A 22,232-nucleotide genomic window follows, 5' to 3' on the forward strand; every position below is an offset into this window, starting at 1 on the left:
AATGTTTCTTTACATTACATAAGAAAACAGTGTTCTATGTTTATTATTTCAATGTTTCTTTACATTACATGCATGGAGATGACTTATGAGTTATAAAATTTCTGTAATCCTACCAATCTTTAATGGTGAAAAAACCATTAATCGAGCTATTGAATCTGTAATTAACCAAACAATTGGTTTTGAAAATATAGAGCTAATATTGTATGACGATGCTTCAACAGACAGATCCAGAGAAATAATTCTAGATTATGCAAAAGAGTATGGAAACATTGTCCCCATTTTATCAGATGATAATAGCGGATACCCTGGAAGAGGGAGAAATGAAGGAATAAAAAGATCATCAGCAGACTTTGTAATGTTTATGGACAATGATGATGAGTATAGGTCGGATTTTTGTGAAAAACTCTACGATGCTGCTGTAAAATATGATGCGGATGTTGTATTGTGCGATTACATTGAGGAAGATTATGTATCATCATATGTTTGTAAGACAAGCTACAATGGAGAAATAGTGGAAAATGACAGCACAGTAATTTTTGACCATCATGTGAAGAATCTTAATAACATGATGCTTTGGAACAATCTCTTTAGAAAATCCATAATTGAAAAAAACAAAATCAGATTCCCTGAAGACAAATTAGCTGAGGACATATATTTTTCATATCTCAATTACATGCATGCAAATAAGGTGGTTTACCTGAAATCCTATATTGGTTATGTCAGACATATTCAGGGAACTTCACTGTCCAGAACCCTTTCATTTAAGAAAATAGAAGAAAGTTTGACTGTACTGTCTGAAATTGTCGATGAATTTAACTCCAACAATTATAAACCAGATTATAATGTCCTGTTTAATGCAAACATTAGATTAACATTAAAGTACATATACATGTCCCAAGATTTTAAAGACAAAAAGGAAATTAAAAAGCTTTTAAAACAGCTGTATGACTTTGAAAGGAAAATCGACTTTGAATATGATTATGCTCCAATCTTTAAAATTGCCAATTTCCTGTTAACACACAGGATGTGCAATCTTCTGATATTGTACCTTAAGACATTGAGAGCCTTTGCCAAATCAAGGTTAATAAGAAATATCTACAGGTCAACTTTGGGCAATTAGAACAGTTTTCTTTAAAAAAATCCGTTAGAAACTCCCGTTACTATCGCAAAAATAGCCTTTTCATTAATAAATATTTTATATTTAAAAGACTAAAAATATAATAAACTAAAAATTATCATTGAATTGGAGTTTCACAATGGATAATAAACTTGACCAACAGACACTGAAACATTTGAAGGAAACAGAGTTAATGATTCTAAAGGATGTTATCGATGTTTGCGACAAGCATGACATTGACTATTACTTGTTTTTTGGAACTCTTATTGGTGCTGTTCGTCATGAGGGATTTATTCCGTGGGACGATGACATTGACATAATGATGTTTAGGGAAGATTATGAAAAATTCCTGAAAATCTTCAAAAATGAAAAGAGCGACAAATACGAAGTGTTGGAGGGTCGCTGTCAGGACGATTACTTTTTGCTTTTCGCCAAAATATCCTTGAAGGATACCAAATTTGAAGAATACTGGGCGAAACAGGTTTCCTTTAATCTTGGAATATTCATAGACATCTTCATTTTGGACAATGTTCCAGACAATAAGGTTAAAAGATTCCTCTTCAAGAAATATTGCTTCATGATGGACAAGCTATTGACAATGGCTACAATCAGGTTGCCTGAGCATTATCCTCCTCACATAAGGATTCCTGCAAATGCAATGCACGGCATTCTAAACAGGATAGGTCTTGACACCGAATATTTCAAGAAAAGAACCGAAAGGCTTGCTAGAAAATATGAGAATCAGGATACTGAATACGTTTGCGATTTGACTGAAGTAAAGCAATTCCATTTTAGAAGAAGTGATTTGAAGCCTGCAAAAATCATGAAATTTGAAGATATTGAAGCTAAGGTACCTAACAATTATGATTATATTTTAAAACTGTTGTATGGAGATTATATGAAAATACCTCCTGAAGAGGAACGCACATGTCATGTTCTGGATGGTATTGAATTTGGAGAGTATTGAAATGCTTAATTTTACTATTGGTCCTGTAATGTCTAACGATAAGGTAAGGGAAATCGGATCTGAACAGGTTCCCTATTTTAGAACTCCTGAATTTTCCGAACTTATGCTTGAAAGTGAAGAATTGATGAAAAAACTTTTGAACGCTCCTGAAAATTCCAGGTGTGCATTTATTACAGGCTCTGGAACAGCATCTATGGAAGCTGTTGTAATGAATGTTTTTACAAGTGACGACAAGATTCTCATCGTTAATGGAGGCGGATTCGGCGAAAGGTTCGTTGAGCTCTGCAAATTGCATGAGATTCCCTACGAATCAATTGATTTGGAAGTGAACAAGGACATTGCAGAGGACATTTTGAAACAGTATGAAAACAAGGGATTTACTGGATTTCTTGTAAATATTCATGAAACCTCCACAGGAGTGCACTACAATCTTGATCTTATTAGCGAATTCTGCAGGAAAAACAATCTGTTTTTGGTTGTCGATGCAATCAGCTCATTTCTGGCCGATGAGGTTGACATGAGCAAAAACGACATCGATGTGGTAATCACAGGGTCACAGAAGGCATTGGCATGTCCTCCAGGAGTTTCCATCATTGCATTGTCTCCAAAAGCTGTTGAAAGGGTTGAGGAAAACACATGCAAGTCAATGTATCTTGATTTGAAGAATGCATTGAAAAACGGAGAAAGGGGCCAGACACCATTCACCCCAGCTGTCGCTATTTTAATCCAAATCAACGCCCGTTTAAATGAAATCTTTGACAATGGAGGGGTTGGAAGCGAAATTGAAAAGGTTGCTGAAATTGCAGACAACTTTAGAAGTCAGATTAAGGATTTGCCGTTTGAAATTACTTCAGAGTCCCTTTCAAATGCCGTTACTCCCCTACATCCAACAACAGCATCTGCCGAGGATATTTTCCACATCCTGAAGGATGAATACGGCATATGGATCTGTCCAAATGGTGGGGAGTTTAAAGATACCCTGTTTAGAGTGGGCCACATTGGGGATTTGACAATTGAAGACAACAACAGGCTCATTGAAGCCCTGAAGGATATGCAGAAAAGAAATTTAATTTAGGTTGGAAAAATGAAGAAAGTTATAACCTATGGTACATATGATTTATTCCATTATGGCCATCAAAGACTATTGGAACGTGCAAAAGAGCTTGGAGACTACCTTATTGTAGGGGTTACAGCTGATGACTTTGATAAGACAAGGGGAAAAATCAATGTACACCAACCATTGATTGAAAGGATAGAATCAGTTCGTTCAACAGGCCTTGCAGACGAAATCATAGTTGAGGAATATGAAGGCCAGAAAATCGACGACATCAAAAGAAAGGAAGTGGACATATTTACAGTCGGATCAGACTGGATAGGAGAGTTTGACTACCTGAATGAATTCTGTGACGTCGTATACCTGGACAGGACCGAAGGGATCTCAAGCTCAGACATACGTTCAGAACACAGAAGCATAAAACTGGGCCTTATAGGTAAAAGCAGAATCCTTACAAAGTTCTACAACGAAAGCAAACATGTAAACGGAATAACCGTAGACTACGTCTGTACCGAAGACCCAAAGGAAATCAACAAGCTCAAGGACGAGGATGTCGTAATAACCGAAGACTATGATGTACTTCTGGAGCATTGTGATGCCGTATACATAGTATCACCACCAATCAGACATTATGAACAAATAAAAAAGGCCTTGAATCTTGGAAAACATGTCCTTTGTGAAGCCCCAATAGCATTAAGGGAAGATGAATTTGACGAGCTTATTGAACTTGCAGAAAAAAACGGCCTGATGCTGTTTGAATCAATAAAGACCGCATACTCAACAGCATTCCACAGGCTTGTATTGCTTGCAAAAAGCGGAAGGATAGGAGACATAATCTCAATAGATGCGACCTGTACCAGCCTAAGGGACATAAACACCGAAGCGCTGGAAAAGGAATGGAGCAGTATTGAAAAATGGGGTCCTACAGCACTCCTGCCAATATTTGAAATATTCGGAACAGAATACAAGAACAAGCATGCATCATCACTGATACTAAAGGACAATTTCGACATATTTACAAAAATAGATTTCGAATACGAATCATCAGTGGCATCAATAAAGGTCGGTAACAGCGTAAAATCCGAAGGTGAACTTATAATATCCGGAAGAAACGGATACATCTATGTTCCTGCACCATGGTGGAAAACAGACTACTTCGAATTGAGATATGAAAACCAGGAAGAGAACAAGAAGTACTTCTACCAGCTTGAAGGTGAAGGAATAAGATACGAGCTTGTAGCATTCATCAGGTCAATACAGATGAACAAGAACAATTCATACATAAAGACAAAGGTCTCAAAGGCCATTGCAAAAACCGTCGGCGACTGCATCTACGGAGACGTAAACAAACTATCCTGAGGGCTTGACATGACAATAATGGAAAAGGAAACTTTCTATGAATACCCTCCAGAAACACTTCAGAAAATAAAGGACCTGGAACTGATGATTTTAAAGGAATTCATCAGAATCTGTGAGGAAAACCACATAACCTACTTTTTAGATGGTGGAACAGCCCTTGGAGCCATCAGACATGAAGGATTCATTCCATGGGATGACGACATTGACGTAATCATGCTAAGGGAAGACTACGAAAAGCTTCAGGAAGTCATGAAAGACTACAAAAGCGACAGGTTCGAGTTCCTAAGCAAGAATACAAAGGAATACTATTGTCGTAACTTCTCAGAGCTGAACCTTAAGGGAACATATACTGAAAGGTTCTACAACAGCGAAAACACCGACTTTGAGCTTGGAATAAGCATAGACATATTCGTTCTGGACAACATTCCTGACAGCAAGCTAGCAAGAAAGCTCTTCAACCTCAGATACAAGCTATTCAGGCTACTGCTTATCTCATATGAAATATCATTCAACGACATGTACGTTTCCGAAACCAAACAGAAGATCGGAAGGACAATCAGGTCCATCTACAGGCTGCTGAACATTGACAATGACTTTGTAAAAAGACAAGGGGACAAGCTAATTGAAAGCACCATGAAAAAAGAAACAAGAGACGTTGCAAATCTAAGTACCCCATATTCCACATTGAACATTGTGCCAAGAGATATTTTCAAGCCTGCAAAAAAAGTAAAGTTCGAAGATTTGACCGTAAACGTTCCGAAGGACTACGACACTTATCTGACAGGAATCTACGGAGATTACATGACCCTGCCGCCAGTTGAGGATAGGGTAAACCACAGCTTTGCAAAAATCGATTTTGGAGAATACAAATAGGTTCCAAAATCCATAAAAAAAATTATTTTTACATTTGGAGAACATGTAATTTCTCCAAACGCTTTAATTAGATTTAATTGGTTTAGGGAGTGGTTTGTTGCTCTTCCCTTAATTTTATTATTTCTTTAATTGTATCATTATCAATACCAACTTCCCTCAAAGCTGACAAAAATCCCTCTCTTTCCTCTTTTATTCCTTCTTCTCTCCCTTCTATTTTTCCTTCTATTTTTCCTTCATCTATTCCTTCCTGTTTCCATTCATCAAATATTGGATTCCCCATTTTAGCCAACCTCCTTATTTCATTGCATTTTTTACTGTCTTTTACCAGTTTTTCACATAGCCTAATTAAAAGATATTTAATTTGACCTTTTTCCATTTCTTCCTGTTTATTGTTTGTTTCTATCCTGTTTGCAGTTATCATTGATTGCTTTATCAATCCAGCACATTCTTCAACCGCTTTTGTGGAATATGGAATCAGTATCAGGTCTTGCTTATCCTGATTTGTAAGATGCCTGTTGTCTTTTATTTTATTGTTTATGCTATTTAACAATTCTTTTCCGTCAAGATTCAGTGAGCTTTTCTGGAAGACCTTATGATAGATATTTGAACGGAGCTTATTGCAATGATCTTCATTTTTCACAGGGAGAATTGTGATTACATATGTGTATACCTCCCCATCGTATTTTGCCGTAGTGAGACTTGCATATTCATGCAATACCTCCTGCTTTGCTTTGTTTGGATATGTGCTTTGAAATTCGATATTTAGAATCACTCCTTCCTCCGTTAGAATGATACAGTCCATGCTATAACGTGAATCTATCTTCAATACATTTTCTGTGGGCAGGAACTCCTTAAAGGTATATGGAATCCCAAACCTATCTAGAAGACCTTGAGGATTAAGATCAACCATAAACTTGAAGGCACTGTCATGAATCTTTAAGCCATTTAATTTTTCAGCCATAAAAACCACCGTTAGCCTTTAATTTAATATTAATAAGATATAAATCTTTTGTTTATTAAATAAAATAATTTTATACTTAAAAATCCATTTTAAAAGATTAAATAAATATTTAAGAGTGAAAACAATAATTTAAAATGAGTTTAAAAAATAAGATAATAAAATAAATTTATATGCTAATTAAAATTAGCAATGAAAAAAATAATGAAAAAAAAACCCTATTTCTCATTTAAAAGCTCGATAAGGGTTTTCCTATAGTTTTCCAGCTTGTCGGAATACAATGGCCCGTCGTAGATATATATTTCAGAACCGTCCTTAAAGCTTAAGGCAACTGTGGAAATGATTGTACCAACCACTTTCGGCCTGATTCCAAGTAGCTTCAGAAATTCTATCGGGAACAGGTTGCTTATGACCTCCACTTCAGGGAAAATTGCCTTGTAGTCCTTTGATTCCCTTGGATGGGGCTTGACAAATACATTCCTTGAGGAAAACTCGGCAATCATGTTTCTGTAGATGTCCATTTCCTCATCTTCAGTGATGAAATTGGCCTCACTCAAAGGCTGGGTCAATATGAGAACGCTATCATCACCTATCTTGGATATTGCATCGTAGTCTATGTTGAAAAGTGACAGAATCTTTCTTTTCTCTTCATCTGACTTTTCTGCCCATAGCTTCTCGATGTCTATGACCTCTATCTTCTCGTTGATCAGCTCATCATCATGCTCGTTTGTAAGATAGACCTTTTTGATGTTTTTATGTGACCCCAAAGTCTCCTCTATTCTCAGATAGTACATTCCACAAATATGAAGAATTTTATCGATTATTGGATTGATCTTATGGGTTTCCATGGCTTTACGAGAGTAGTTTAAAAATCCGTCCTCGATTATGCTTGCATTTTTAAGCTCGTAGAAAGGAAACGAGAATGCGGTACTCGCATTTCCGAAAATCTCATATTCACAATTGTACCTGTGCCTATTATAAAACAAGAACAGTCTTAAGGAGATATAGCCATAGAAATACCTCAGATAGCCTGCAATGTTTTCAAAGACTCCTCCTATTGAATCCAATGGAGCCATTAAAGGACCTTTTATGAAATTTACCTTAGGCAGCTGAAAATGGTTGAAGTTTTTAGCAATCTCCCTTGGAAACAGGTATGTGAAGATGAAGATGTCATCATCATCATATCCGCATATCAGAAGATACAGGAAAAGATTGTATAAAGTGGCCGTAAGACATATCCTTTTTGTTTTCTTAGAAATAATAAACACTCTCCTATACTAAAATATTTCTCATTAGAATTATTTAAATTTACTTTACAACAATATTTTAATAGAATCAATAACATATCTAATTAGGAGAAGTATGAATCGAGTTAAAACCATTTTCATGAACATGAGCTGGCTTATGGCATCACAGATAATAACAAGCATCCTTTCATTTATCTGGACCATAATGATAGCAAGATATCTTGGGGTAAGCGATTATGGTATTTTCGGTTTTGCAGTTTCCCTATCAGGAATGTTTGCTGTCCTTGGAGACTATGGGATAGGAACCCATATCGTAAGAAGCATTGCAACAGACTACAACCTGGCCAAGGACTATCTGGGAAACGCCATTCCCCTGAAGATGTTTTTGAACATTTCATACTTTGGAGTTATTTTTATTTTGCTTGTAATATGGCATTCCTCCACACTGGTAATCTACATTACAATGCTATACGTTTTGGAATCCGTAATAAAGAGCTTCTGCAACCTGTTCTACGGAACCTTCCAGGCACATGAGAAGGGAAAGTATCAGGCAATTGCAAGCATCATCCTTTCACTGCTTTCATTCGGATTCATCATGGGAGCCATCTACTTCAATCTGGGCTTGAGTGGAATCACATGGGCTTACGTCGCTGCAAATGCAATAACCCTCCTCTACACATTGAATGCACTGATAAGGCATATCGTAAAGCCAAAAATCCAGTTCGACTTCAAGTTTTGGAAACAGCTGCTTATCTGGGGTGTTCCATTTGCACTTTACAGTATTTTCTACACTGTATACTATTCAATCGACATAGTAATGCTTACTCAGATGGTGGGAGACTTTGCAACAGGTATCTACAATGCAACCTACAAGCTGATAAGCGTTTTGACACTGTTCTACGGAATATACACAGCCGTGATTTTCCCCGTTATGAGCAAGCAGTTCAAGAGCGAGAAGAAGCTTCTTTTAGCAAGCTTTGAGAAGTCAACAAAGTACCTTTCAATGGTTACCATACCAATATGCATTGCATGCCTATTCTATTCTACCGACATTATCCAATTCATCTATGGACACCAGTATGACCAGGCTGCTGCAGTTTTGGAAATCCTTATCTGGACAGTTTGCTTCCTCTTCATAAATGGTGCGGCATCAACAGCATTGAACGCTTCACACAGGGAATATTCCGTAACTAAAATCTATTTGGGAGCTGCAATAACAAATGTGGCATTGAACCTTGTTTTGATTCCAAGATACTCCTATATGGGTGCAGCTACCGCAACCGTTCTTAGTGAAATCGTAATTCTTGTTCTGGCGCTGTTTGTTCTGGGAAAGGTAGGAATAAAGGTTTCAAGACATCTTGTTTTCGATGTGTGCAAGATCATCATATCCTCACTTGCATTAGGAGTCGTTCTATACTTCCTGAACCTTAACATGTGGATAGCCATACCTGTGAGCATTGCAGTCTATCTTGTGTTCCTTATTGTTACAAGAACATTTGATGATAGCGACAGGCACATCATAAAACAGATAATTGGAAGATGATCGGTCAAAAAATCATGCTTATCCTGTCCGAAAATCTACTTTTTTTTAAACTTCTTTTGAAATTGCTTTAGATTAAAAATATTTATATGGTTGATAAAATTGATTTTAAACTGTAAAATTGCTTTATTTAACAAAAAAAAGATTTATATTTCATTAATCTAAAAATAAATGATTATGGTGATGTTTAATGAATGGTAAGTTAAATGGTTTGAAGATTCACGATAGTGCCTTCAAGTTCATGATAGATCTTGACCCTCAAGGTCTTCTGGACAGGTTTGGAATTCCATACACATTCAAGGAGTTTCTAGCTACTGAAAACGTGCTGAAAATAGATTCACGCTACAGCATGGATTGCCTTATTCTGACAGAGGAAGGGATAATCATAAATCTTGAGTTTCAAAGCTCATATCCAAACAAAGCAAAGCAGGAAGTTTTGCGTGTGTATGCAAGCCTTACGACAGTCAAATATGATGAAGACGTATTCACATATGTACTTACGATCCACCCTGTTAAAAATGAAGAGAAGTGCAATAAGCTTCGTTCAAACATTTATCACAGGGTTTTCCAGAAAAGCTCCTTGAATCTTGATGGAAAAGAATTGTTAAATAGCATAAACAACAAAATAAAAAACAACGGACATCTTACAAATAAGGACAAGCAAGACCTGATATTGATTCCTTATTCCACTAGAGATGTTAAAGAATGTGCAGGATTAATAAAACAAGGAATGATTACTACCAATAAGATAAAAACAGATAGCAAACAGGAAGAAATTGAAAAAGGCCAAATGAAATATCTTCTGATGAGGCTCTGCGAAAGGTTGGTAAAGGACAATGAAAAATGCAAAGAAATAAAGGAGTTGGCTAAAATGGGAAACCCAATATTTGACGAATGGAAACAGGAAGGACTAGAAGAAGGCTTAGAAGAAGGAAGAGAAGAAGGAATAGAACAAGCAATAAGAAAATTAGCAACAAAACTGGAAAAACTAGGAATTGACAAGGAAATGTTGAAAAAGGCTCTTGAATTAACCGAAGAGCAAACCAATACAAATTAAAAATAAAATTAAAAAATCAATTGATGAACTCCAACTTGAAAGGAGTTCCTCTTTTTATATCTTCATTTACTTCTTTTCCCAGAATTTCGTTTAGGTATTTTGGATGAAGGCCGAACCCAGGCCTGATTGAACGAACGTTCTTTTCTGTTACTGTTTCTCCTTTTTTAATGTCTTCAACTGCAAAAAGAGATCTTGAAAATTCACGATTTATCTTTGCCTTTTCAGTCAGTTCGAAGCTAACTTTTCCCAATGCCTTTTCGATGTTTCTAATTGAATCTACCATTTCCTTGAATTCTTCAGGCTCCATTGAGAATTCGGCATCAGGACCTCCCATATTCCTATCCAAAATAAAGTGCTTTTCTATAATTTCAGCCCCTAATGCAACTGAGGCTATTGCCACTTCGCTGCCCAATGTGTGGTCAGACAATCCAACCTCAACACCAAATTCATCCATTATTGCAGGAATCGTATTGAGGTTCATATCTTCAAAAGGGGCAGGATATGATGAGGTGCACTTAAGGATAGCTATCTGGTCGTTTCCTGCATCGCGACATGTTTTTATGGCAAGCTCAATGTCTTCCCTTGAGGCTATTCCTGTGGAGATTATTATCGGCTTCCCCTTGCTTGCAACATATTCTATTAGTGGAATGTCAGTTATTTCAAAAGATGCAATTTTATAGGCTCCCATACCCATGTCTTCCATAAAGTCAACTGAAGTCTTATCGAAGGGTGAAGAAAATACAATCAAGCCTAAATTTTCTGCTATGTTTTTAAGTTCCTCTTGCCATTCCCAAGGCATGAATGCATCCTCGTATAGGTTGTACAATACCTGGCCGTCCCAGATGGTTCCCTGCCTAATCTGGAAATACTCATTGTCGCAATCGATTGTTATTGTATCTGGAGTATAGGTCTGGAACTTGACAGCATCCGCTCCAGCATCAGCCATTGCCCTGATTGTATCTGCAGCAATGTTGAAATCATTCAGATGATTTGCAGAAAGCTCGGCAATTATAAAAACAGGATTACCTTCACCAATTCCTCTTCCATCAATTTGAAAACTCATACTATAAACTCCTAACATATTTCAATGCATCAAAACCCTTTACATTTTCAGTTCCTTCAAATTCAAATCCGCAACGTTCAAACAACGAAATTGAAGCCATGTTTTCCTTTTTTATATAAGCAACCATATTATCCAATCCAGCAAATCTAGAGGCCTCCAAAAGCAAAAACGGAGAGATGTTAAGTCCCCTGTATTTCTTATTCAGACTTATGCTGACTATTGCACCATCATCTTCCAAATCAAAGCGAACCTGACCTATCAGATCATCCCCATATTCTGCCACGAGAAAAATAGTGTCTTCATCATCAATTATGTTTTCGAACCATTTCCTATGGTTTTCAAGAGGAATCTTTTCTGAGTTGAATGAAGCATTTCTAACCTCGTCGTCATTTGCTATTTCGAATATCCTATAGCAGTCACCAACATCTGCTTTCCTTAGCTGTAAATTCTTTTTGTAGTAAGCTGACAGGATTCTTTTAACCAATCTCCTAGCACCCTTACCATCAACGGCAGAATTTCCTTTTTCCCTTTTGGATTGCCTCATGCCATAATCATTCAATATATTCAATTTGCCTTTAATATTTTCAAGCAAATCATCGTCATCCCAGAAGCCTACAAACTCTATGAAACCCTGCTCCTGCCAGTTTTCAATGTTGTTTATCTGGTTATCGACTATTCCAATAGCTATTGTTGGAACACCAACCCTTGCAAGCTCATACAATGTCTGACCGCTTGATGAAATGGCCAGATCGCAAGATAGCATTACGTCAAGCATTTCTGACGCATCGAGATTAAACAGAATTTCAGTGTTTGAGTCGGCAGCTTCCCTAATTTTTTCAACATTTTTAAAGCTGTTTCCAACAATGACCTTCTTTTTCAAGTCCGAATCAAGCAATTCCAATATTTCGGGAGTCAGATTTCTGAAATCGTCTCCCCCCATAGTTATAAGAACTGTTTCAACTTCCCTGTTGATTTCAGAATTTTCAAATTCCTCAAATGGCTTTCTCAAGAGTATGAATTCGCTTCCAAGAAGGTCTTCCCTTCCCTCAATATCGGAATATCCAATTCTGGAAGCAAGGATTGTTCCGTTTAGAAGAATGCCTTCCGGATACTCCAGACGGTTGTTGTCATCCAAATAGACACCTAATGAAACTTCGTCGGCTATCCTATCATAAAATACCTTGTCTGCCAGATATGAATCGATTATGACTATATCATCTTCATCCAACATGTCAAATAGCCTGTCCTGATTGGCTATCCAGTCAAAATTTAAAAAATCGAAGTCTGTGATGAAGCCATCCACTGACTCGTCACCATTGACAATAAACATTGGAGATATCCCAAATTCCTTAAGGGAACTGTGGATTGAACTGCATCTTGCAATGTGTCCAAATCCCCTGTTCTTGCCGCCTTCAGTTAATATTACAACATTCATTCTAATCAATATGTTTTTCAAGAAATTCTTTGGCCCTGTCCAAGTCCTGCCTGTCGCAAAGACTTATGACCTCTTCCAGTTCTTCATTCAGACTGTTGCAGACCTTTTTCTGAGCTATTTCGCTGTTGATGTCCCTAAGATAAGGCTTCTCATCAAATAGGTTCAAGACGTCCTCCAAAAGGAAATAATTATCCGGGCAATATAGATTGTCATAGATTGTGCAAAGCAAGGCGTAGTCCTGTGGAGTGTCAAGGGTTATCCTTATGTCTGAATTGTCCTCATCAGATTGGATTCTGTTGATTTTGAAGTCATCCGGATGGGTCTTGTAAATAAATGGAGTAACATGTTCTTTTTCAAATTTTTCAGACGCTTCCTCATATGCCCTCTTCAAAACATCGAAGTTTATAACTTCCGCATCGATTCCTCTTGGAAACGATTCAATAAGAGCATTAGAAGTATAGTCAGCTCCCAAATCCAAATGGCTTTTGACAATATCATCAATTACCGTATAGTCAGCACAGGGACAATCGCTGGTTATCCTTACAATGACATCCAAGTCATTTTCCACTGCAGCACCGTAAAACCTCTCAAGTACATTGGGAAGGCTCCCCCTATAATAAGGCACCTTTTCCATTCTGGCCACTTCAACTATCTCTGAGTCCTCATCCTCAGTGGTAGTAGCAACGATTACCTCATCAATCATTTCAGACCTTTTGACACGCCTGATTACCTGCTGCAATACGCAGATGTCGCTATCGTAAGGCAAAGGCTTTAGAACCTTTTTCGGAAGTCTTGATGATGAACTTCTTGCCTGTATTATTGCACCAATCTTCATCTAATCAAACTCGGAAATTACTTTATAAAGCTTCTCTTGAACGAATTCAAGGTCATCGTCTGTCAGGGTAGGATACATAGGAATGCTTAGCTCGCGAAGATAGAATTCCTCGTCAACAGGACAGCTGTCTTGAGGATACCCCAATTCCCGATAGTATGGTTGCCTGTAAACAGGAATGTAATGAATCTGAACACCAATTCCCTCTTCCCTTAATCTGGAAAATATCTCCCTTTTATTTTTGAGATACTTGTCCTTGAGAAGAATTGGATATAAATGATAGGCTGACTCTGCATTTGGAGTCTCTTCAATCACATCAAAGTATGGGTTGTCCTCGAACATCCCATCATACTTTTTAGCTATTTCCCTTCTTGAATTGACAAAGGAATCCAGTTTCTTGAGCTGGGAGATTCCTAAAGCGCATTGAATGTCGGTTATACGATAGTTGTATCCCAAATGCTGCATTTCATAATACCAGTCACCATCAGACTCGTTGACCAGATTCTCCTTAGTAATACCATGGGATCTGAATAGCTGAAGCCTGTTGTAGTATTCCTCATCGTTTGTGACAATTATTCCTCCCTCACCAGTTGTAATATGCTTGACTGGGTGGAATGAAAACATTGCCATTTCAGAATACTCCAATGAACCTATAGGTTTCCCATCGTACTTTGCCCCAAGAGCATGTGCAGCATCCTCAATTAGCTTAATGTCATTTTCTTCAGCAATCTCGGCAAAAGCCTTCATGTCACATGGATTTCCACTATAGTGAACAGGAGCTATGAATTTGGTCTTGTCAGTAATCTTATCTGCAACCTTCAAAGGATCCAGATTACCTGTTTCAGCCTGCACATCACCAAATACGGGTTTTGCACCTAGATACAATGCAGCATTTGATGTTGCAACAAAAGTGTTTGGGGAAGTTATCATTTCATCCCCAGGATTTAAGCCTAAAGCAAAATAGGCACCATGCAATGCAGAAGTTCCTGAATTGAAAGCTACAGCATATTTGGCACCGCAATATTTAGCTATTCCCTCTTCAAACTCATTAATCTTAGGTCCCTGTGTGATAAAATCTGCATGGAGAACCTCTACAACGGAATCAATGTCATCCTGATCCATTGTCTGCTTCCCATAAGGTAGAAATTTAGAAATAGAAATCACCTAATAAACTATATCAATATTTTCCAGAGCTTCCCTAATCTCTTCCACGGTTAGCCATTCAGGATTGTTGTCTGATGAGTAGGAGAATCTGTCCTCTACCTTCTTGCCTCCATCCTTGATGTCCCAATTGTCCCACCAGTTAAGCTCAGGATAGATTATGTAGTAATCATCATATTCGTATGCTGAACGGGAATCCTCTTCAGTAATCATCACCTCATGAAGCTTTTCACCAGGCCTTATTCCAACATCTTCAAGCTCACATCCGGGAAGCATTGCTTCCGCAAGATCAGTGACCTTAAATGAAGGGCACTTATGGATAAAGAGTTCCCCTCCTTTTGCATCAGCAATTGCCTTGATTACCAAATCCACAGCCTCATCCAATGTAATCCAGAAACGAGTCATTCTCATGTCAGTGATTGGTAATTTGGTAACCCCTTCATCAATGAGAGTCTTGAAAAACGGAATTACAGACCCGCGACTTCCGGAGACGTTTCCATATCTAACAACTGAAAATGAGGTGTCCTTGGCCCCAACATATGCATTCGCAGCTATGAACAACTTATCGGAAACCATTTTGGTGGCTCCATAGAGATTTACGGGATTTACTGCCTTGTCTGTTGAAAGTGCAACAACCTTGTCAACACCCTTGTCAATAGCAACATCCACAATATTTCTAGCTCCGTCAATGTTGGTTTTTATTGCTTCCAAAGGGTTGTATTCAGCTGCAGGAACCTGTTTTAAAGCAGCCGCATGGACAATTATGTCCACATCATCACATGCCCTTGCAAATCTTTCCTTATCCCTAACATCACCAATGAAATATCTCATCTTGTCCTGATATTCTGCAAAAGCCCTTTGCATAAGATATTGCTTATATTCATCTCTTGAATAAATAATAACCTTTTTAGGATTGTACTGTTCCAAAACTCTTCTGGTGAACTTTTTACCAAAAGAACCAGTACCTCCTGTAATTAAAATAGTTTTATCGTCTAACATGCTAAACTCCAAATAAATTTAGTTATTTATAACTATCTTAATTATTTTATTTATAATATTGTATGAGAATTTGAAAAAAAAAGAAGAAATAAGATTAGGAAAAACATTCCTAACCTTTTTGAATGGATTTTAAGCTGTTACTTTAACAGTTGTTTGTGTTTGAGCACCATTTGGAGTTGTTATTGTTACTGCATAAGTACCTGGACATAAGTTGATAGGCAAACTGGCCAAACCGTCAGTATCGGTTATCTTATAGTAAGTTACGGTTTTTGTTGGGAATTTAATGGTAAATGATACCACCTGACCAGCTGCAGGTTTTCCCTGTTCATTAACAAGTTTTGCGGATACTGAACCCGGTTGGTTTGCAGGTTTTGAAACGCTTTCAGAAGTTATAACAGGTAAAACTTCAATATAGTTTTGAGCCACGTTTCCATCAACATCCGCAGATATTGTATATGTTCCTGCTACCAAATTGATGTCCAATGTTGCAACACCATTGTCGTCAGTGACAATATTGTATTTTGCAGGATTTTTCCAGCTGGAAGCGCCAAGAGTTATTGCTACTGTCTTGCCCGCTACAGCGTTGCCGTTCAAGTCCTTGACTGTCACATGATATTGAGTTCCGTTCTTATAGTATTTTACAACATCTGCACTTTCAAGCTTGTATGCTGCTTTTAAAACGTTGACCTGAGTTTTTACGGATTCGCCGTCAAATGAAGCCATAAATCCATAGCTGCCTATAGCCAAGTTAATAGGCAAGCTTGCAACACCGTCTTCATCGGTGACTATGTTGTATGTTGCAGATTTGGTCCATTTAGGACTGGAAATGGTTAAAGCTACAGTCTTTCCAGCTGTAGGATTGCCGTCTGCATCAAGAACAGTCACATTGTAGCTGGTTCCGTCCTTGAAAGTCATGTCAATGTCTTCAGCAAACAATTCATAGGTCATTGGCAATACTGTGATGCTGTTTTTGACTTCCTGATCAGCCATTACTGCAGTGATGCTGTAATCTCCAGGAGCCAGATTAATGGCCAAAGTAGCGACACCATCTTCACCTGAAACAATGCTGTATTTAAGGTCCTTGAATGATTTACCGTTAAGGTAAACATCTACAACCTTGCCAGATGCAGGATTTCCATTTTCATACAAAACCTTTACATTGTATTGTGTGCCGTTTTTGTAATATTTCACAACATCTTGTGATTCTAGATAGCATGAAGGCTCAATAACTTCAAATTCTGTAGAATTTTGAGAACCTAAATAGTTTTCATTACCCTCAAATGTTGCATCAACTGCATAGTTGCCAATTTCCAAGCCCTCAATTGGAAGGGTTCCTTTTCCATCAGTTACATCCACTTCATAAGCATCCCCATTTACAGAAACGAAAACCTTTCCGCTTAAAGGAGTGCCGTCAATTGAATTCAAGGTCACATTTACAATAGCTGCGTTGCCTAAAATGATGTTGCCAACAGAAACGGAAACAGTACTATTAGCCTTAGCTACAGCAAATGAAGTTGTATTGGAAGACGGATTGTAATTGTCATTTCCAGCAAAGGACACAACAACATCATAATTACCAGCATCCAAAGAAATAACCTCATCAATAACACCATTACCATCAGCAACGGAGATTTCATAATCTTTATCATTGATAGTTACAGTTACATTACCATCCAAGCCATTTCCAAGAGAAACAACACCAGAAACCCTATCACCAAAAGTAATATTATCAACAGAAACGGAAACAGTACTATTAGCCTTGGTTACGGAGAACTGTGAATCTGCAGAGGAAGGAGCGTGGGTCTCATTGCCTTCGAATTTTGCTTCAACAGAATAATCCCCTGCTTCAATGTCATCTATTGCATAATTGAAATTGCCGTTTTTATCGACGATTGCTTCATAAACCTTGTCTCCAACCTTAATGGAGATTGAAGATCCATTTGAGATGTTGGTAGTTGATCCTGAAATGACTACAGAATTCCCATATGAAACATTAGCAATAGGATTTAATGTTACTGAAGTCTTTATGAAATTAGTAAAGCTGATTGAATCCTCTGCATCGGAATATCTTAAATTCCCATCGTATTTTGCAGTTACTTTGTAGATTCCAGTATTCAAAACACCTAAATCAAGTGAAAACTTATCGTCTGTTACTGTAACGTTGCGTTCCTCACCATTAACAGTAACTGTAATGTTTGTTCCATTGGCAATGCTTGAAGTGTTTCCTTTAATGATTATAGCTCTGCCGTCGTCAGTATAGTTTTCAATTGAATCAAGAACTATTTTGGTGTCTATCAATTCTATCAAAGCTGTTGTATTAGCTTCACATGCATACCAATGCCCAGTGCTTGTAAGAGTTCCCTGTTCCGGAAAGGTCACTAAAATGTTGTGAAGTCCATATTCAACTTCATCTTTAGGTATTGTAATGTTACCACTGAACTTACCAGGATTAAAATTATTTCCAGTAACCTTGATTGTTTCTGTGAAATTACCCATTGTAACTGTAACATAGGTATTGGAATTACCTGTTTTTACGCTACCTGATATGAAAATCACGATATTTTCGTCATTATATTCAACAGAAACATCATCCAATGTCATTTCTGTAATGAAGTTTATGTTTTTATAAATTATAGTTGTTAAACTACTGGCAACACCCTTAGAATTGCTTGTAATATTTTTTATGGTAGCTGCAGGCCTAGTATAATAAATATCCCTGCCTTGTGACCCCATATTGTCTAAGAATAATGAATTCATAATTGTAGCAGTGGCACCAACAGTATAAATAGCTCCACCATAGTTTTTTGAACTGGAATTGATGAAAGTACATTTGTCCACATTCAATATGAACGGTTTTACACTGTATATAGCCCCACCAGGACTTACTGCATTGTTGACATCAAAAGTGGAATTGTTAATGTTTACGACATTTGAATATCCTGCAGTTGCAGTGGATGAAATTTCAATTGCCCCACCGCTTTTGGTAGCATTGTTGTATTGGAATATGCAGTTGTTGATGGTTATTCCATTGTTTTCACCTATAGAAATAGCCCCACCATAGTGAGCACTGTTGCTTATGAATCTACAGTCGCTGATTAAGGCACTGGATCCTCCAAAAACAGCCAATGCTCCACCATTGTTATTGTTAGGAGATACGTCACCTTTTCCAGTACCCTTGTTACCTGTAAAGTTACATCCAATGATAACTGCAGTCGGACCGTTTACGTAAGCTGCACCGCCGTAGATTGAAGTGTTGTTTTCAAAGGTACAGTTTACAATTTCCACTTTTGCAGATGACTTTTTATAATCAAATGCTGCAATAGCTCCACCGTAACGACCATAGTTATTGTCAAATCTTGTATTGACAACTGTCAAGTTACCTGAAGAAGAAACAGCACCATACATGATATGGCCATTTATATAGTCCTCAGCATTGTCCCTTATTTCAGAATTTCTGATGGATGTTACATTTGAATTGAAAATTGCTGCACCAGCGGCATAAGCATCTCCAGTCAAGCCCGCTGAAACACGATAGGTGATGTTGTTTCCTTTAAAAACAGACTTGTCAACATCCAATATCCCATCATTACTTATTGCTCCCCCATAATAAGTTGCGGTGCTGTTAATAAATTCTGAGTTTGAAACTGTTAGAATGCCATTGTTATAAACTGCACCTCCCTTGGAAGTTGCAGTATTGTTTAAAAATTTACAATTGTTTAAAAACAAGGTACCATAATTAGCTATTGCTCCACCGCAGTCACCATTACCGTTGATAAATGTTATGTCGTTAATGGTTACTGTGGCACCTTTGTCAATAGTGAATATTGGTCCTTTGCCATTGCCGTCAATTGTTTTTCCATTTCCATTGATGACAATATCTTTAGAAATATTTATTGCATTAATTGAATCAGCATCATCTCTTAAATAATCAGTACTTAAATCTACATCATCAGTTGCTGAAGAAATAGTGTTATTAAGACTACTAAATGAATCAGCATCCTCTGCAGAAGCTACAGATATAAATAAAATACAAATCAATAAAAAAGACAATGCGCACATCTTTTTATTCATTATTTTCCTCCAATGAAATGCTTGAAAAGCACTAATCATTAGTTTAATTTTTGGATTTTTTTTAATATAAACCTTATTATAAGGGGATTTAATGAATAAAACGTACAATAAAAAAAGAAAATGTGGATTGTAATGAATCCATTAAAACGATATGATAATGTATCAAATTACATGTTGTCATATTCGCCATGATACTTCTCATCCAAATCGCGGACTTCCAAATCCAGCAATTGAACGAAGCGAGCATCCTTTTCTATTAGATAATCACCATTTGTCAAATTCTTAACTAGGAATATCAAATGGGTCTCAAAGCCAGGGTCTCCAAAAGCGCCCAGAACCTCAATACCTGACCTCATCAATGTGCTTCTTGAAAGATAGATCTGGCCAGCGTGAATAGCTTTAATCCTATCCTTGGTCCTTATAAGATATGGCACATTAGGTTTTAGTCTGAATACTTCAGCTTCCCTAAGGTTTTCACTATCCTCCATTTTGGAGAGTATCTCCTCTTCAGACAAGCCATCCAAATCAAAATTTGGAAGTTTCATCTTCTCAGCATCTATAGGAACATGCTTTGGAAGGTGTTTTCCCTCATAGAACACTCCAGCAGGAAATTTTCCGCTGTTGTCAATTTCAAAAAGTTCACCTGCTCTCAAATCAATACCTGCAGGCTGATACTGTTCCTCATCAAATTGAGGGTATTTTACTCTTAATATTGCATCGCTATTAAGCATCTCTATCACCTAAAATTAATATGGCAAAAGCAACTATATAAATATTATGACTCAAACAATGTTAGATGAAAATTTTGATGTTGAAATTATTACAGACATTATCGAAAGTCAACTATCACAGTGGAGATGCCATAGGATTACCCTCAACAACATAAAATGGGAAATTTTCGATTTTGATGGAAATACCGTTTATAGCTATTTTTTCAATATAAATTTTGAGGATATCGAAGCAAGAATAAAATTAGAAGACCTGAGATTGAACATCATCCACTACATTGAGTCAATGAAGGACGATACGACATATGACTACTATCTCAATGACCTGTTCCGATAGCCTGTTTTATCTTTTGATGAGAAAAATTCCATTGAATTTGGATTTGCGGAAGAATCTGTTTTTCCTAAAAATAAACCTAATAAAAAATTAAAAATATTAATTTATAAACTTATATTCTAAAATATATAATGGCTTATAAAGAGTTATATATTAAAGTATATAACTAATTTTTCAACTAAAAAAATATCACAATATCCTTATTTTCAAGTCAAATAACGATTCATTGTTGTGTATCCCAATAAATGCTTTATAATGATTCATCAATATTTCAATTACAAAAAATATGAACAACTATCATGAATTGAAAAAAATAGTAATTATTTAAACATTCAAAAACATACTAATATCAAAGGAGATAATAACATGTCAAAACCTGTAGTTGCAATTACAAGACCCTATGATAGGGCCAAAAAAGCTTGTGAAATCGTAAAGGAATTGGGCGGAGAGCCTGTTCTTGCACCAACTCTTGATTTGCAGCCAGTAAATACAAAATCATTGAAAGAATTGGTAAAAAAGCAAGATGAACTTGATTGGATTGTTTTCACATCCCCAACCACAATAGTTTCCCTAAACGAATTTCATCCAGAATTCCTAAAAACATTGGACTGCAAAATAGCAGTTATTGGAAACAAGACTGGAAAGGTAGCTAATGAATATGGTTTAACCGTGGATTTAGTTCCCGATAATTTTACAGCGGAAGGACTAGTTGAAGAATTTAAAAAACAAAACATCAAGAATCAGGTTGTTGGAGTTCCAAGAACCCTATCCGCAAGACCGACACTTGTAGACGGCTTAAAGGAGCTTGACAATGAAGTAATTGTAGCTGAAGCTTACAGATCTCTTTTCCCTATGGACAAAATCAAAGTTGAAAGATTGATTGAACAGATAAAAAATAATGAAATTGATGCTATAACTTTTACAAGTCCATTGACTGTTGAAAATTTCTTTAAAATTGTTGTAGAAGAAGAAAAAATCTCAAATTTGTTGTCTGAAGAGGTTATAACTGTAGCTATCGGACCAATAACCGGAAAAGTTCTGGAAGAACATGACATCAGCTACATTTATCCGGACACTTATACGGTTAGAGACATGTTAGAATTACTATTCAAAGTTTATAACGGTGAGCAAAATGGCTAAAGATAGAGACATTATGATATGGCCCCAATACTTAAATAACAATCTTTCACGTTGCGAAGGCAGAAAAGTTTCTCTTGAATATGCAATTAAAGATCCAACAGTAAATGAAATCTCAAGAGCTTTAAAAAGACTTAACATTACCCATAATGTTGAAAAAGACAAGGCATATCCTGGAAAATGGTATGATAAATCCGGTAGGGTTCTTAGTGAACGCACCATGGATAAAAATGAATTGTTGAAACAGATTTGTATCGAAATTAAAGCTATTAGAAAATGATAATATGACATCTGGCGAAG

At 36.9% G+C, this 22,232-nt stretch carries 19 protein-coding genes; 10 read left to right on the forward strand and 9 right to left on the reverse strand.

Features of this window, described 5'->3' with window-relative positions; all coding sequences use genetic code 11:
• Window positions 1–85: 85 nt before the first annotated feature.
• From Q4P18_RS04030 to Q4P18_RS04050, 5 genes are all read left to right on the forward strand, one after another.
• Window positions 86–1,120 (forward strand): glycosyltransferase family 2 protein, encoded by a 1,035-nt coding sequence (locus Q4P18_RS04030; protein ID WP_303335938.1) that lies wholly within the window; start codon window positions 86–88, stop codon window positions 1,118–1,120.
• A 136-nt stretch (window positions 1,121–1,256) separates the two neighbouring features.
• A complete protein-coding gene (locus tag Q4P18_RS04035; protein ID WP_303335941.1) occupies window positions 1,257–2,084 on the forward strand; it encodes a phosphorylcholine transferase LicD in 828 nt (275 codons plus the stop codon).
• Between the two features lies 1 nt (window position 2,085).
• Complete coding sequence (locus Q4P18_RS04040; RefSeq protein WP_303335943.1) at window positions 2,086–3,159, forward strand: alanine--glyoxylate aminotransferase family protein; 1,074 nt, start codon at window positions 2,086–2,088, stop codon at window positions 3,157–3,159.
• Window positions 3,160–3,168: 9 nt separating this feature from the next.
• Window positions 3,169–4,497: a Gfo/Idh/MocA family oxidoreductase gene (locus tag Q4P18_RS04045; protein ID WP_303335945.1), complete on the forward strand. Its 1,329-nt coding sequence runs from the start codon at window positions 3,169–3,171 to the stop codon at window positions 4,495–4,497.
• 9 nt (window positions 4,498–4,506) lie between these two features.
• On the forward strand, window positions 4,507–5,370 hold the full coding sequence (locus Q4P18_RS04050) for a phosphorylcholine transferase LicD (RefSeq protein WP_303335947.1): 864 nt from the start codon (window positions 4,507–4,509) through the stop codon (window positions 5,368–5,370).
• Window positions 5,371–5,452: 82 nt separating this feature from the next.
• Here Q4P18_RS04050 and Q4P18_RS04055 read toward each other — a convergent pair whose 3' ends face one another.
• Window positions 5,453–6,331, reverse strand: a complete 879-nt coding sequence (locus Q4P18_RS04055; RefSeq protein WP_303335949.1) for a hypothetical protein — start codon at window positions 6,329–6,331, stop codon at window positions 5,453–5,455.
• 215 nt (window positions 6,332–6,546) lie between these two features.
• Window positions 6,547–7,404, reverse strand: coding sequence for a glycosyltransferase family 52 (locus Q4P18_RS04060; RefSeq protein WP_303335951.1), 858 nt, complete (start codon window positions 7,402–7,404; stop codon window positions 6,547–6,549).
• A gap of 286 nt (window positions 7,405–7,690) precedes the next feature.
• Between Q4P18_RS04060 and Q4P18_RS04065 the strand changes: the two genes are divergently transcribed.
• Both Q4P18_RS04065 and Q4P18_RS04070 read left to right on the forward strand, forming a co-directional pair.
• A complete protein-coding gene (locus Q4P18_RS04065; protein WP_303335953.1) occupies window positions 7,691–9,118 on the forward strand; it encodes a flippase in 1,428 nt (475 codons plus the stop codon).
• A gap of 187 nt (window positions 9,119–9,305) precedes the next feature.
• The gene (locus tag Q4P18_RS04070) at window positions 9,306–10,172 is read left to right on the forward strand and encodes a hypothetical protein (RefSeq protein ID WP_303335955.1); all 867 of its coding nucleotides are present in this window, start codon (window positions 9,306–9,308) and stop codon (window positions 10,170–10,172) included.
• Between the two features lie 16 nt (window positions 10,173–10,188).
• Here Q4P18_RS04070 and pseI read toward each other — a convergent pair whose 3' ends face one another.
• From pseI to Q4P18_RS04105, 7 genes are all read right to left on the reverse strand, one after another.
• The gene (pseI, locus tag Q4P18_RS04075; RefSeq protein ID WP_303335959.1) at window positions 10,189–11,235 is read right to left on the reverse strand and encodes a pseudaminic acid synthase; all 1,047 of its coding nucleotides are present in this window, start codon (window positions 11,233–11,235) and stop codon (window positions 10,189–10,191) included.
• Between the two features lies 1 nt (window position 11,236).
• The gene (locus Q4P18_RS04080) at window positions 11,237–12,670 is read right to left on the reverse strand and encodes a bifunctional UDP-2,4-diacetamido-2,4,6-trideoxy-beta-L-altropyranose hydrolase/GNAT family N-acetyltransferase (RefSeq protein ID WP_303335961.1); all 1,434 of its coding nucleotides are present in this window, start codon (window positions 12,668–12,670) and stop codon (window positions 11,237–11,239) included.
• 1 nt (window position 12,671) lies between these two features.
• A complete protein-coding gene (locus tag Q4P18_RS04085; protein WP_303335963.1) occupies window positions 12,672–13,505 on the reverse strand; it encodes a glycosyltransferase family protein in 834 nt (277 codons plus the stop codon).
• Window positions 13,506–14,666, reverse strand: a complete 1,161-nt coding sequence (gene pseC, locus Q4P18_RS04090; protein WP_303335965.1) for a UDP-4-amino-4,6-dideoxy-N-acetyl-beta-L-altrosamine transaminase — start codon at window positions 14,664–14,666, stop codon at window positions 13,506–13,508.
• Window positions 14,667–15,662 (reverse strand): UDP-N-acetylglucosamine 4,6-dehydratase (inverting), encoded by a 996-nt coding sequence (pseB, locus tag Q4P18_RS04095; RefSeq protein ID WP_303335967.1) that lies wholly within the window; start codon window positions 15,660–15,662, stop codon window positions 14,667–14,669.
• 129 nt (window positions 15,663–15,791) lie between these two features.
• Window positions 15,792–19,733 carry an Ig-like domain repeat protein gene (locus Q4P18_RS04100; protein WP_303335969.1) on the reverse strand — a complete coding sequence of 1,314 codons (3,942 nt, stop codon included), beginning with the start codon at window positions 19,731–19,733 and terminating at the stop codon, window positions 15,792–15,794.
• Window positions 19,734–19,900: 167 nt separating this feature from the next.
• Complete coding sequence (locus Q4P18_RS04105; protein WP_303335971.1) at window positions 19,901–20,464, reverse strand: hypothetical protein; 564 nt, start codon at window positions 20,462–20,464, stop codon at window positions 19,901–19,903.
• A gap of 46 nt (window positions 20,465–20,510) precedes the next feature.
• On the opposite strand from Q4P18_RS04105, the gene Q4P18_RS04110 reads away from it, so the two are divergent.
• The 3 genes from Q4P18_RS04110 to Q4P18_RS04120 all read left to right on the forward strand — a co-directional run bounded on the left by Q4P18_RS04110 (window position 20,511) and on the right by Q4P18_RS04120 (window position 22,212).
• Window positions 20,511–20,798, forward strand: a complete 288-nt coding sequence (locus tag Q4P18_RS04110; protein WP_303335973.1) for a hypothetical protein — start codon at window positions 20,511–20,513, stop codon at window positions 20,796–20,798.
• A 363-nt stretch (window positions 20,799–21,161) separates the two neighbouring features.
• Window positions 21,162–21,935, forward strand: coding sequence for a uroporphyrinogen-III synthase (locus Q4P18_RS04115; RefSeq protein ID WP_303335975.1), 774 nt, complete (start codon window positions 21,162–21,164; stop codon window positions 21,933–21,935).
• Entirely contained in the window at window positions 21,928–22,212 is a 285-nt protein-coding gene (locus tag Q4P18_RS04120; RefSeq protein ID WP_303335977.1) for a signal recognition particle subunit SRP19/SEC65 family protein, read from the forward strand. Before Q4P18_RS04115 ends, Q4P18_RS04120 begins: the two co-directional genes overlap by 8 nt.
• The last annotated feature ends 20 nt before the right edge of the window (window positions 22,213–22,232 follow it).

Origin of the sequence: Methanobrevibacter sp. (assembly GCF_030539665.1) — an archaeon.
In the GTDB taxonomy this organism is placed as follows: domain Archaea; phylum Methanobacteriota; class Methanobacteria; order Methanobacteriales; family Methanobacteriaceae; genus Methanocatella.